The 13496-nt window shown below is 57.8% G+C and carries 9 protein-coding genes, 1 pseudogene and 1 other annotated feature; of the genes and pseudogenes, 2 read left to right on the forward strand and 8 right to left on the reverse strand.

Translation table 11 applies throughout. The features are described from left to right. Positions 1-216 precede the first annotated feature (216 nt). From J1M40_RS04730 to J1M40_RS04765, 8 genes are all read right to left on the reverse strand, one after another. On the reverse strand, positions 217-1473 hold the full coding sequence (locus J1M40_RS04730; RefSeq protein ID WP_206450500.1) for an MFS transporter: 1257 nt from the start codon (positions 1471-1473) through the stop codon (positions 217-219). Then, entirely contained in the window at positions 1470-2309 is an 840-nt protein-coding gene (locus tag J1M40_RS04735) for a glycosyltransferase family 2 protein (RefSeq protein ID WP_144819235.1), read from the reverse strand. Before J1M40_RS04735 ends, J1M40_RS04730 begins: the two co-directional genes overlap by 4 nt. After that, the gene (locus tag J1M40_RS13025; RefSeq protein WP_144819237.1) at positions 2306-3247 is read right to left on the reverse strand and encodes a beta-ketoacyl synthase N-terminal-like domain-containing protein; all 942 of its coding nucleotides are present in this window, start codon (positions 3245-3247) and stop codon (positions 2306-2308) included. The genes J1M40_RS04735 and J1M40_RS13025 overlap by 4 nt, the downstream gene beginning before the upstream one ends. Further along, on the reverse strand, positions 3244-4593 hold the full coding sequence (locus J1M40_RS04745; RefSeq protein ID WP_342356883.1) for a fatty acid--CoA ligase family protein: 1350 nt from the start codon (positions 4591-4593) through the stop codon (positions 3244-3246). The genes J1M40_RS13025 and J1M40_RS04745 overlap by 4 nt, the downstream gene beginning before the upstream one ends. After that, positions 4547-6160: a thiamine pyrophosphate-binding protein gene (locus J1M40_RS13030; protein ID WP_145016007.1), complete on the reverse strand. Its 1614-nt coding sequence runs from the start codon at positions 6158-6160 to the stop codon at positions 4547-4549. The genes J1M40_RS04745 and J1M40_RS13030 overlap by 47 nt, the downstream gene beginning before the upstream one ends. A gap of 438 nt (positions 6161-6598) precedes the next feature. Then, the gene (locus tag J1M40_RS04755) at positions 6599-7804 is read right to left on the reverse strand and encodes an aldehyde dehydrogenase family protein (RefSeq protein ID WP_144819243.1); all 1206 of its coding nucleotides are present in this window, start codon (positions 7802-7804) and stop codon (positions 6599-6601) included. After that, positions 7794-9425 (reverse strand): ribosomal protection-like ABC-F family protein, encoded by a 1632-nt coding sequence (gene abc-f, locus J1M40_RS04760; RefSeq protein WP_144819245.1) that lies wholly within the window; start codon positions 9423-9425, stop codon positions 7794-7796. Before abc-f ends, J1M40_RS04755 begins: the two co-directional genes overlap by 11 nt. Positions 9426-9975: 550 nt before the next feature. Continuing rightward, positions 9976-10983, reverse strand: a complete 1008-nt coding sequence (locus J1M40_RS04765; RefSeq protein WP_206450502.1) for an IS481 family transposase — start codon at positions 10981-10983, stop codon at positions 9976-9978. A gap of 291 nt (positions 10984-11274) precedes the next feature. Between J1M40_RS04765 and J1M40_RS04770 the strand changes: the two are divergent. Continuing rightward, a pseudogene (locus J1M40_RS04770) lies at positions 11275-12540 on the forward strand (IS3 family transposase). Then, positions 11574-11708, forward strand: a sequence feature (AL1L pseudoknot). (Overlaps the previous pseudogene by 135 nt.) A 324-nt stretch (positions 12541-12864) precedes the next feature. Next, positions 12865-13176 carry a hypothetical protein gene (locus J1M40_RS04775; RefSeq protein WP_144818546.1) on the forward strand — a complete coding sequence of 104 codons (312 nt, stop codon included), beginning with the start codon at positions 12865-12867 and terminating at the stop codon, positions 13174-13176. Positions 13177-13496: the final 320 nt, after the last annotated feature.

Genomic DNA, 13496 nt, shown 5'->3' on the forward strand with positions numbered 1-13496 from the left:
CCATCTGCCCCTGGCCCGGGCCAGCAGGATGCGCACAGGCCAAAGCTGAACTCGACGCCCCGTCCTTGGCCCGATTTAGAACGAGGGCCACCTCAGGAGAGATTATCCTGCGGTCTAAGGTTTCCACATTCACCGCAATATGACGGCCGGATGCGACAGCCACCGCCCATTTTTCATTCAAGTAGAGTTCACTCTCGGAACTGAGTGATCCTTCGCTCATAGCGGCTTCTCCTTTCCAACCGGCACCGCATGGCGAACCAGGGTCGGCGCAAACGCCAGAACAGGAACCGCGATCAGTCCGGCAATGATCATGGCCGTTCCTGTAACGCCCATGGAAGCCATGAAAACGGGCGCCCCCACCATTCCCAGAACAATAAAAATGTCGGTAAGAGGAACAAATGTGGCGAAGAACTTGCCAACCAGATTGTCTGGCAACCGCTTCTGTACTTCGGCAAAATAGACCACAGTCGCCACCGACTCAAGACACCCCGCTATGACCATAACTACCGCTGCTCCGGGCAAGTTATGCAGAAAGGGCAGTGTCCCCCAGGCGACACCCTCCAGCACGTTCCCCGTCAGATACAACCGCCCCGGGGAAAAGCGCTCGAGCTTTGAGGACATCAGCGCTCCCAGGACGCCGCCCGCGCCCATCGCCGCGACCAGCACTCCGTTCGCGCCGGGTACCGTCGGAAATGACTCCTTGGCCAGCCCGACAATAAACACCTCACCGATAGCTGTTGCTGCTACGTACGTGAACGCCGTCAAAACTACAACCCGCAGCATGGGATCTCCAAACACCGCCCGTGCGAGGACCTTTGGCCCAGTAATCAACATCGCACGGAACTCTTCCCCAAGAGACCCCGGCGCATCTCGCTCGAACGGCCGCGCCGGCAAACCAAGAATTAAGAGCGCGGAGACAATCGAGACACCCGACTGGAGAAAAAAGCCAATGCCCAAGCCCGAGGTCGCGATCAACAGACCCACTAGCAACGGTCCAAGTATGCCGCTAAGGCGCTCTGCCGTAACAATTGCTGCATTGCCCCGAGTCTCCCCACCCGTAGGAATCGCAAGGGGCCGCAACGCCATCCGTGCAGGGAAGCTAAACAGTTGCACTAGGCCGATTACAAACATAAGAATCTGCAACTGCCAAATAACCCCGGTCAATGGAACCAGGGCCAGAAGGACACTTGCAATCACGGTTGAGTAGATAGCCGTTCTGCGAGGGTCCCATTTATCTACAAAGTGACCGACCACAATGCCAAGGAGCACGCTCGGCAGAAGGCGCGCCGCCAGGGTGATGCCAGCCTCTATCCCAAATCCAAATTTCTCAATGACATAGAAGGGTACCGCAACAGTTAGCATCGACCCTACCAGACGGGAAAGAAACACCGACATTACGAGGTAGCCCAGAGGGCGATTATAAAGCACCATATGGGCGCGTCGCGCCGGCAACTCGATATCCTGTTTTGTCATTTCTCCAGCCCCCTCTCTAAAGCTGAGCACGCGAGCACATTGAAGCGATCGACGCCCGGATCTACGACGTCACGGTTCGAGTATCCCCCCATAGTATACAATACGGTCGGCAATTGCGTACACGGAACTCTAATTCCTTGCCGTCCGAGGCGGCGCGCGTACGCCATGTCCTCCGTGACCTCCAGCAGTTGCTCCCCCCTAGAAAATCGCTCCGGAAACCCGAACTTAGAAAAGAAGATAGCAGTCGCACAATACTCACTCGTGTCTACACGAGCGACCAGATCGTCTCCATCCCACAGGCGGTCACGTACAATGTCGCTACCGGAAATTAGGACTCCTTGGTCCGAAAGTTTGATGAATGATTCCCTCCTGCGCTCGGGCTTTGGCTGCCATGGATCCTCATCACGCACAACAAACGGTTCTCCGTCAGCGTAAACTAGCTGTCTCCACGAATGTGCGATGCCCGCCCCGGTCGCCCTCATAATGGCGACGAGTGACTCGCAATGATCCTCCCGGAGCCTGTTGTCATCATCGAGGTGAGCGACATAATCACCCCGACCCATGCGCGCACCGTAGTTGCGTAGATACGCCAAACGAGCCGGCAAGTAATTGAAACGGGAGCTATTCTCAATCCGACGAATGTCGTAGAACGTTGCATTACTGAACTCCTTCACCACCTCAGCTACTTCACCCGCGCATCCGCGACGGGCGCAGTTGTCTCCAATTACGACGTGCTCCGTGGCGACAGTCTGAGCTGCGACTGAACGTATAGCTTCCCGTAGCTTCTCAAGCCTTCCGATGGTAGGAGTGACCACCGTGACCAGCGGGGCCTTCATTTGCCACCCCGGCTATGCTTTTGAAGGGCGGCCTCGAGTTCCATTACACTTGTCATTTGTGAATCCCCTTCCATGACCGCTGAACCATAGTTTCCTGCAAAGCCAAACGCGTTAATTAGGACGCTGGGGCAACCGTTGCCGATGGACACGATTGCATGGAGTATCGAAATCGCCGCGGCACTATGGAGCAGGTGCCCGTGGCTTGCTTTCGACGCATGAACCGTTGGCGTAATGGCATACCTTCGCCGTTCTTCTAGCAGACCTCTGATCGCCTCCTCCTCTACAGCGTCCCCTAGCCATGTGCCCGTCGCGTGCGCCTCGATATGGTGCGGCAAGATAACCCTTGCGTCATCTAGAGCTGCCCTCATTGTCTTCTCCACACTATGCCTCTCCAACCCAGCATTTGGCTCGCGAACCATCCTGCAGTCCAGACCGGTAACTCGACCATAGCTCGGTCCGTCCCACTTCTCGCTGGTACAAGTTAACGCAAGCTGACCTGTACCAATCGTCGTCCCATCCCGGCTGGGATGGAATGGGCGCGCGGAGCCCATCTTGGATAGGGCACCTAGCGCCCGCATTCCCTCATGTTCGTAGCGTGTTCCACGGGAGTCCCCCACAATGGTCACAATATCCGCCACGTCGGCCCGCAGTGAAATTCGGGCGAGCTGTAGCGCAAAGATCACCGAAGCGCAGGCATGATTTATTAGGACCGGCTCATATCCGCGTTCACGAAGACGGTCCAGGGCAGACTGTCCGCTGAAGTCTTGTACCTCCGTCTTCACCCGTGACTGGGCTAAGAGCTCCCCATAGCCCACTACTATGACCAAATGCCTGGACCCCTGCAACCCACTCGCCCCCGAGGGCTCAACTGAGGCCTCAAACGCGTCCAATGGACTGCTGGGCCCTATCTCGGCAAGACTCGCCCCAATGATCTTCATGACACGCTCTCCTTCAACGCTTTTTTGTCGATTTTTCCCGATGGGAGTCTCGGAAACGAAAGTATTCTATGGAGGACTACCGGACCAGCACCAAATGTCCTGACAACGTCTTTAAGTATCTCGACTTGGCGCTGGGGGGTGTGGACGCGGCCAGGAATGAAGAATACATGAATCCGGTCCGACAACTGACTCTGCCCTCGGGTACAGATAACAGCAACATCTTCGCAAACACCACTAGCGCGCGCCGCCTCCTCGACCTCAAACGGCGCAATTGTTTTACCGTTAACTATAATAGCGCTTTTGCTGCGACCTCGAATGGATAGATACCCTTCCGAATCTATACTGCCCAGATCCCCGGTGCGCAGCCACCCGTCCTTGTTGACCTGTTTGACGACGTTGGTACCGCGCAAATATCCCGATAGTAGCGACGGGCTCCTCACGTACACCTCGTCTCGGGCGTCTACGCGCACTTCTACACCGCGAAGCGGTAGACCTACCGTTCCCTTCTTATAAACACCGGGCCCACTGATTGCCACATTAGGGCCCGCTTCAGAGAGCCCATATCCATCAAACACTTTCTGACCACATTCGCGCTCTACTTCATTAGCTAAACCGAGTGGGAGTACATCCCCGCCCACGTTCAACAGATCCAACCGCGACAGTGCGGCACGAAGGTCAGTGTTGCGCCGGCTGAGTTTGACTAGTATTTGAAGCATGGAGGGCACTACGTCAATCGTGCTGATCCGACGCTCGAGAAGACTTCTTAGCGTACCAGCTATAACGTCCCCGCACTCGATTATCAGCGGCACGTTATGGTTCAACCACAGCTCGACCACCGACGCACCATAGGCGTGACTCACGGGAATAGGGAGAAGCATGTTCGATTCGGCACCCACCCCAAGTCGTTCGGCTAGTACCCGGGCTTGAAAGGCGATCGCGTGGGATGAGTGGACAACCGTTTCGGGGTTTCCCGTCGAGCCCGATGTCGACACGAGACGCGCGCAGTCATCTTGTAATGGATAACTCCAACCGCGGCTCAGTCCTACGTTCCCATGCTCGTCTAAGTAGACATGGCGAACATCCGGAGACCGTTGAATAGAGCCGTAATCCAGTGCATAGGGAAGTCCGCACTCCAGTGCCACTTTACGAGCGATGACACTAACCAGGGGATTTTTTGGCATGACGACGACAGTATCCTGATGCAGCCCCTTGAGAGACCCACGAATATCCCTTGCGAGCCGAAGGATATCTATCCTCGGAACGCGCACTCCGTTAATCCATAGGGGTGCAATGAATGCTTTAGTCACTCGCAAGCCCTTGTCTAAGAATCGGTGGGTACACGTCATCGTCTCGCACTCTGACGTTCACGACGACAGGCCTGCCCGCGGACACTGCTGTCTCGATTTTATCAACCACCGATGCGACTGAGCTTTCATAATCGACGTCAATGATTCGCATTCCTAACGCTTCTGGGATTGCGTAGAGCCAAGTTTTACGGTCGACCACGGTTAGAGTATCGCCACCGTCCCTAAGACTCCTGGGCCATCCCCATCCACTATTATTCAGAACAACAATTACACACTGCATAGTCTGCTCAAGCAGGGTAGGTAGGGTGGCAACAGTCATCGCAAACGCGGAATCTCCGCAAACGATAAGCGTCATTTGGCCAGGGGCTGCGGCCCCAGCGCCAGCGGCTGCAGGTATGCTAAATCCCATTGTTGTTTGCTCACCGGGGGTGACCACCGTCGTTTCGGGGTAGACCGAGATGGTTTCCGAGTCGTATGACCACATGTCATGCAGTCCGTTCTCCTGCACAAGTGTTGTCTTAGCCGGCAGCCGGTTCCAGAGATTTTGGAGCAATCGGGAAACAAGAGACTTGGAAGTCCTGGGTGCAGTACCCGTAGAGATTAGAGACGCTGCACTCTTGCTACGTGCATTTGTCGCATCCTTCAATGCGAGGAGACCGAGTCCAGCGTCGCTCAGAATTGGAAACTCAACTGGGATGGCTCGAGAGAACGCATTCGGGTCTCTATCGATCTGAATGATTCTCTGTTCCGTAAGTGCAGACCAACCCATCCGCACGGTTTCCTCCATAGCACTGCCAACAACGACGACCAGGTCGGATGTTTTTAAGGCCTCTTGCGCTCTTTCCGAGGCATAAAGACCACATAGGCCCAATGAGAGAGGATGGCTCTCGTCTATGGTTCCACGTCCCGCAGCCGTAGTTAGTACGCCGGCACCCCAATGCTCAGCGCACGCGAGTATTTCGCGGGTAGCCGTATAACCGCCGCCTCCGACTAACATTAGAGGAGACTGAGAACTGTCGATGCTTCGTCCAGCGGCGCGCGCGGCCACTGGATCCGGGGCCATTCTGAGTCGCGCGGCGGACACGGTCCTATGGACGGATACCTTCTCCGCCTCTGCCTGCATCAAAGTACTGTCAGCCTGGACGGCAACAAGACCCGGCCGCAGGTTCAGACTATTATGGACCGCATTGAAGATGACGCGCTCTACGTCGCGTGCATCCACCAGCTCCTCATAACACGAGACGAGGGGAGCCAACATTTCCCTCTGCGGAGTCTGTTGAAACCCGCCTCTATTTCTCGTTCGGGGATCGCACCCGTGGGTAAGTATAATGGTCGGCAGTCCTAAGCTCGAACCCTCCAAAAGCCCTGTGAGGGCATTTGAGAAGGCTGGACCGGGAGTTAAACACAGCGCCGGGGATTTACCCGAGGCTCGAGCGTACCCGATACAGGCTAGAGCGGCGGCCCTCTGATCGTCGAACATGATTGCCTGTGATGCAGCGTTTGAAGCCGCGGCATCTAGGAATCCGGGTTCGTCCGATGGCAACCCGAAAAAATGGGTCACCCCGTGACTGGCTAGTTGGTCTACTACCTGCTCAAATACTTTCATTACGGTGTTTTTCCCCTACCTTGTGACCTGACATTGTAATGACCGAGCGCTGTAAATCTATGGCAATCTCTATTACTATGCAGGGTTGTTTGTACTCCCGCGCGAAGGCTTCAGCGATCATCGCGACGCTGTCGTTACCCACCTTCGAGGTCAGTACGACTCCCCGTTTATCCCATTCTAGACAGGCAGCGGATAGGAGGCGTGTGGCTTCTAAGGCAAGCGACTCAACCGGTCTGACCCTCTGTTCTCCGTCGACCCTGTCAACTAAGGTTTGAATATGCATTGATGGCCACGGGTACGTATTGAGAACTACGGGGTTGCTGCGCTCATCGCCGATTTCGTCAATTAACCTGGACACGGCAATGGAAACATCGTCTCGACTTGCGTCCGAATAGCTCCTCGAACTAATCGGCAGCGATATCGTCTTTGAGCTCGATATCATGACGCCCTGGCCTGTCGTCGACAGACCTCTGCTGAGATTAGGAGTGGCCTCGACACTACGTGTCCATGATTACGGACACTTCCGGAGAGCTGGCCGTAGCCGCCGAAGGGCAAGTTTGGGTGCTCGGCATCTAGTGGCATGAGGTTTCTTAGTACAAGGTGTGTACCAATCATCTCTCGCCCTGCACCGAACTTACCGAATACGGAAACGTAGCTGCCCGTGCTGAGCTGCTCGTTCTCTAGAAACCAACTCTCCAAATCGTGATCCCGTTCATATCGGACTACATCGAAAACAGGGCCGTACCATTCTGTCTGGACAAAGTCCCGGGTCAGATCTCCTTCTATAATTGTGGGTGCAATCTTTCCACCGGAGTTGTCAAGAATTCCGCCGTGCACTATACTTTTATTCCTTCCCTGCAATGTCTCGATAATCGAAGGGTCGACATTGTGCCCCCGGGGCAGGTCGTTGCTGTTCCGGTTTCGGGCGTGTATATATTCGGAGATTTGCGCCTTCAGGCTCTTTATAAACTCGCGGAAAAGGTTATCGTGGACTAAAATAGCGTCGGGACACAGACAATCTCTACCTTCATTAAACAAACGCGCTGCGATGACGTTCCTCGCAGTTTTATACACGTCCGCCCCTGGGGCGACCACGACAGGAGTGGAAGCCGACGCGAATGAAATCAGAGTCGGTCCCGGGGGGAGTTTCTTTTGCACCGCGGTAGCGTTCCGCGATGTCCCCGTGAACACCACCAAGTCGGCATCCCCGGATTCCTCAATAAAATCTTTTTGTGTTACATCCCTGAGCCAGACGTGCGAGCCCGAGGAGGCGCCGAGCAATCCGTGAACGTCCATTGTTGCTTGTTTGGCTCGAGACGATGGCCGAAGCAGGATAGTATCACAGTAGAGGCCTGGAATTAGGCAATATAGTACATAGGAGTAGAGTATATTGTTGGAAGGGAAGAAGACAGTCATCATATTGATTTTTTTTGGGTCCTCCCTCATTAGCTCTTGGGGAGCCCCCGCCAGGGCCCTAATGGATCTATTAATTTCATCATTAATTGCCTCGGGTGTCGCTACCGATCGCAATACCCTAAACAAGGTCTCCGTGGAACCTGTGATTTTTTGAATTAGCCTCCGTGATTCGTTATAGAGGTGATCTTCATTCATATGTAGTGAACTAGCCCACATGCTATTCTCCATCGGTTTTATTATTGCGAATAGGAATATTTCTGTCTATTCTCAAGTTACTGATCAAATGTTGATCGTGAGAAATAAGCAGTACCGTGCCGTTGTAGTTGGAAAGCGCGTATTCCAGTTGGTGGATAGACTCTATGTCCAAGTGGTTGGTAGGCTCGTCGAGAATGAGGAAGTTCACTGCTTTTGCTTGCATAAGCGCGAGGTTCGCTCTAGTCCTCTCTCCTGGAGAGAGGGTTGCACTCGGGCGTAAGGCTTCTTTCTCCCCCAACCTAAACTTGGCGAGCAGTGTTCGAGTTTCCTCTATTGTCATGCCCCCTTCACGACTTATGATCTGGGTAGCATTGCGTTCGGAGTTGAATAAGCCGCGTGATTGAGCGAGCTCACCAATCACTACATTTGAGCCAATTGTTAGTGTGCCCCGCGTAGGTAGCAACCGGCCCATGATGACGTCTACGAATGTGGACTTACCGGCTCCGTTCGGCCCGGTGAGATGGATCCGCTCCCCGTAGGATATTTGTTCTTTTAGGGGGCCCCAGCTGAAACCTCCTCTTACAAATACCACATCTGACATTGTTACCACAGCTTGCCCACTTCTGCGAGTTTCTGCGATATGCAACTTTAGTGTCCAGGGCTCGCGGGGCTCTTCTACCTGTTCCAGGCGGGCGAGTTTCTTTTCAGATCGGGCGGCCCGTCCGGCAGTGGCCTGTGCTCCTTCTCTAGCGGCCGCGGCGGCGTGTTTGTCATTATCGGGCCGCCTCTTTTTTGATGCGGCTCGTTGCTCCCCTCGTGCGGCCCAGGACCTCTCCCTTCGTACCTGTTCCTCTATTTTGTTCTTCCTTGCTTCAAATTGCGAGTAGTCCTTGTACAGCTTTTCTCGGCGTTTCTTGGACTCCTCCAGGTAGGCAGAGTATCCACCTTTATATTCGTAGACTGTCCCGGAGAACTCATCGAGCTCATATATTACTGTGGTAACCCGGTGGAGGAAATCGCGGTCGTGGCTCACGACGAATACAACCCCATCCTGACGGGAGATGTATTCTTCCAGAGTAGTCAATCCTTCCTGGTCCAGGTTATTTGTAGGTTCATCTAACAGCAGCACGTCGGCTCGTGATGATATGAGCGCTGCAAGCCCCACCTTTACCTGCTGCCCACCCGAGAGGGTCGCTACCGGATGATTCCAAAGTGAAGGCTCTAGGCCTACCCGGGTTAATGCTTCTGGCATCTCCAGATCTAGGCTTGGGGCGGCTGAACTGTTGTAGTGTTCTAGTGCTTCCACATATTTTTCTTCGGCGTTTGCTTTTTGGGCTGCTAGAGCGCGAGCCGCATCACTTAGTCGTTTCGTTGCATCGAGCGCGCCCGTGGCTCCCTCAATATAATTGACGACGGTTTCATTCTGGCCTGCAGTAATCTGTTGGGGCAAATACTGGATTGTGGTGAGAGGATTTCTTAGCACGCGGCCATTAGCTGGTTTCAATTGTCCTGCCAGCACTCTGAGAATTGTTGACTTCCCTGCTCCGTTCGGGGCGATTAGGCCGTTGACCGAACCGGCCTGAAGGGTGGTTGTCCAATTCTTGACAATAGTCTTATTTCCCCAAGCGTAACTAAGGTTTTCGACGTTTAGCATGCTTCCCCCTCTGGCCACACAGCTTATCCGGCCGGCCTCAGTATTGTTGCAATATTTTCTTGGGGTGAAAGTGTAGCCAGTCGGAGTTGGAACGTCCAGACCATGTCTGAGACCGGATTCCGGCAGCAGGCTGGGGCTCTGAATGTGTGTCCCGGTTCAGGGTGCTCTTCGCCCTGGGGTGGGCTCTGATTGCCCTGATGCCCCCAACCTTCATTGGGTGGGGTCGGCAGGCCGCGCAGGTGCGTACACGATGGGTACGCCTCTCATGGACTGAGACGGCCGCGGGTTCTGTCGACGCACCTGCCCGGGGTCTACGGCCTCTGGCGGAGGGTGTGCACGGGCGCGTGGCCGCAGCATGCGCCGGGGCCTGGCGTACTGGGCGGACCAGTAGACTCCATGACCCGTGGTGCTCGATTGCACATCGCTAGCTCTACGCGCTATGCAGGAGACTGCATTGAAATATGCGGCGCCGCGCGATGAACTGCCGATCACGGAATAGTCCATTGACGCGACCGGCTGGGAATGGATAGTTACCACCACGTCCACGGTGCTAGGTGTAGGAGGGCATGACGTTGTTGACTCGGGTCGGTGCCAGTGAGGCCGGAGGAGCGTCTCCGCAGGAGGTATGAGGCCGATGGTAGTTGTAGTGGTTCACCCACACCGCCAGGGCCTCACGCCGAGCTTGCTCTGAGGTGTAGGGGCGGGCGTAGATGACCTCATCGACCATCAGCCGGTTGTACCTCTCCACCTTCCCGTTATGGCGCGGGGTGTAGGGCCGGATCCGGTGATGCCGGCCTCCGAGCGAGACCACCTTCGCGGTGAAGTCCGCAGCCCGGTAGTTGTTTCCGTTGTCCGTGATCACCCGGTCCACGGTGATGCCGTGGGCGGCGAAGAACGCCCTCGCCCGGCAGTAGAAGCTCACGGTCGTGGCCGCCCGCTCGTCCTCCAACGCTTCGGTGTAGGCCAGCCGGGTGAACCCGTCGATCGCCGAGTGCAGGTAGGTGTACCCGACCCGCCGGCCTGCACCACGCTTGGAAGCACGGCCTGCTTCACTTTCACGTCCGTGGGTGCGCCAGCCGCCCCCGTCTGGGATCTTCCCGATCTTCTTCACATCCAGGTGCACCATGTGCCCCGGCCCTCTCGCGGTGATCTTCTGGGGTCGTTGGCGCAGGTCTTCTCCGGCCGGGGTCAGGTCCCGTAGGCGGGAGATCCCGAGTCGGTGCAGCCACCGTCCCACGGTACGAAGACACACCCGGTGGCCCTCGGAGACGAGGTGGTGATGGATGCGCCGTGCGGACCACTTGCGCTCCCGCCGCAGGGCGTGGATCTGGGCGACCAGGACCGGATCGAGCTGGGCAGGTGAACGGCGCGGCCGGCTGGGCAGGTCCTGAAGGCCGGCTTCTCCCTGGGCGCGGTAGCGGGCGACCCAGGTGGCCACCGTGGGCCGGCTCACCCGGAACTCGGCGGCCACGTGTGCCTGCGGGATCCCGTCGTGCAGGTGGCGGTGGACCATCCTGAGTCGGCCGGTGGGGGTCAGGGGTGCGTTAGCGTGAGTCATGAGTGGGTCTTTTCGGGCAGGTGGGTGGTGTAGGAACTTCCATCCTGCGGGAGAGGCCCACTCGTCTCATCTCAGCCCGGTACCCATGTCAAGAACCTCATGACCCACAACAGCTAGTCCGTCGGTATGGAATAGCAGCCGGGCAGCACGTCGAAACACAGGCGACCCTCAAGAGCGCACACCGGGACGAGCCTGAAGCGTTCCGCACTCTTCCCATCGTCGCCTTCATCAACGGGGTGAAGCGCCCTGGGTCTGATGGAGACTCCTGACCTTGGAAACGAGGATGGAGTTATGCCGAAAGAGCAGACAGCGGGGAAGCCGACGACGCGTCGGTATTCGCCGGAGGAGAAGGCCGCGGCGGTCCGGATGGTGCGGACGCTGCGTGCCGAGCTGGGGACCGAGCATGGGACTGTGCAGCGGGTCGCGACGCAGCTCGGATACGGGGTCGAGTCCGTGCGGATGTGGGTCAAGCGCGCCGACATCGACGACGGCGTCACCTCTGGCGTGAGCAGCGCTGAGGCGCGGCGGGTGCGTGAACTGGAGCAGGAGGTCCGGGAGTTGCGGCGGGCCAACGAGGTCCTCAAGCGTGCTGCGTCTTTCTTCGGGGCGGAGCTCGACCGCCACTACCGGAAGTAGTCGCGTTCATCGACGCGAACAAGGATGACCTGGTCGACGGTCGCCGGCTCGGAGTCGAGCTCATCTGCAGGCTGCTGCAGGTGGCTCCGAGCAGCTACTACGCCGCCAAGACCCGCGCCCCCTCGGCTCGCGCGGTGCGGGACGAGGAGCTGATCCCGCAGCTGGTCGAGCTCTGGGAGAGGAAACTACCGCGTCTATGGAATCCGCAAGCTCTGGAAAGCCGCCGGCCGGGCGGGGATCATGATCGGCCGAGACCAGACCGCCCGTCTGATGCGCGCTGCAGGCATCGAGGGTGCGCGGCGGTCGAAGAGGGTCAAGACCACCCGGCCGGACCCGGCGTCGGCGCGGCACCTGGACCTCGTGAAGCGGGAGTTCACCGCGCCTGCCCCGAACCGGCTCTGGGTCACCGACCTGACGTTCGTGCCGACGTGGGCCGGCGTCGCGTACGTCTGCTTCATCGTCGACGCGTTCAGCCGGATGATCGTAGGGTGGCGGTGCGCGTCACACATGCGCACCGAGATGGTCCTCGACGCGATCGAGATGGCCCGCTGGTCCCGCGGCGCTCGCCACGAGGACCTGCGCTGTCACAGCGACGCGGGGTCTCAATTCACCTCCATTCGCTACGGCGAACGCCTCGCCGAGATCGGAGCGACACCGTCGATCGGGACCGTCGGGGACAGCTATGACAACGCCCTGGCCGAGACCGTGAACGGCTATTACAAGGCCGAGCTCGTCTGCGGACCCGCACGGCCAGGTCCCTGGCGGACGGTCGAGGACCTCGAGCTCGCGACCCGCGGGTGGGTGTCCTGGCACAATACGCAACGCCTCCACGGCTACCTCGGCGACGTCCCACCCGCCGAGTTCGAGGACACGTTCTATGCTGTCGAAGCCGGCCGCGAACAGCTGGTCGGAATCAAATAGCGCGAGTCTCCATCAGACCCAGGGCGCTTCAGGGTCAAGGCTGGGGCACTGTGGGGCGAGCACGCCCGGGAGATGCGGTTTGGGCGGGAGGAAGTCATCACCGTCCCTGCACAGTTGCACGTCCTGGCTAGCTCGGCCGACGGCACGAGCTTCAAGACCAGGGCATTCGTGTGGCTGGGAAACACTAAACCCGAATGGACCTACACTGCGTCCAACCCGATGCCACCTAGCCAGCCCCCGACGGAGCCCCGCCGCTCCCCCCCATCGGTTGCGCACCTGCTCACACCTGAGGCCTCTCTCACGAGGGCCATCGCTAGGGGCAAGGTGACGGGCTACGGGCCTCAGGAACTGATCGAGCCCATCAGGGAGCTGAAGCGCCAGAAGCGCTACAAGGAGGCTCTGGTACTGATCTACACCGCTATCGAGCAGGAAGAAGAGGACAGTGTGCGCGCCGGCGGCTTTGCGCCCGCCCCTTGGTTCACGGAACAGGCAGCCATCGTCCATCGGAAGCTCAAGGAACAAGCCGAAGAGGTCTCAGTGCTCAGGCGCTTCCTTGACCGCGTGCCTGCCGACCGACGGAGCCGAGCTGGCCGGGAACTTGCCGTCCGGCTTGCTCGGATTGAGGGCACCACATAATCCGTCCTACACACGCAAGATCGCCGCGACTGACCACAGACTGACTAAGAGCGAGTGTGTAGCAACATAGCTGCTTGTCAGACACCAGTTAACGGAGACTCCCCCCGTCTCCGCGAGAGAGGACCGGAATCCACGCGATTCCGGCCCTCTTCGCGTCTGCGCGGGGCGACCTGACGTGCCGACCGGCTGGTGACTAGGGCGTGTCTGAGAATAGATGCACGAGTCAGCTGAGACCCTGGGGACATGTCCCGGTTCCAGATGCTCTCTGACACCCAATGGGAGTTGATCGCCCCGATGCTCCCGACCCGGACCGGCCGCGC

Origin of the sequence: Micrococcus sp. KRD026, assembly GCF_017168445.1 — a bacterium.
In the GTDB taxonomy this organism is placed as follows: domain Bacteria; phylum Actinomycetota; class Actinomycetes; order Actinomycetales; family Micrococcaceae; genus Micrococcus; species Micrococcus luteus.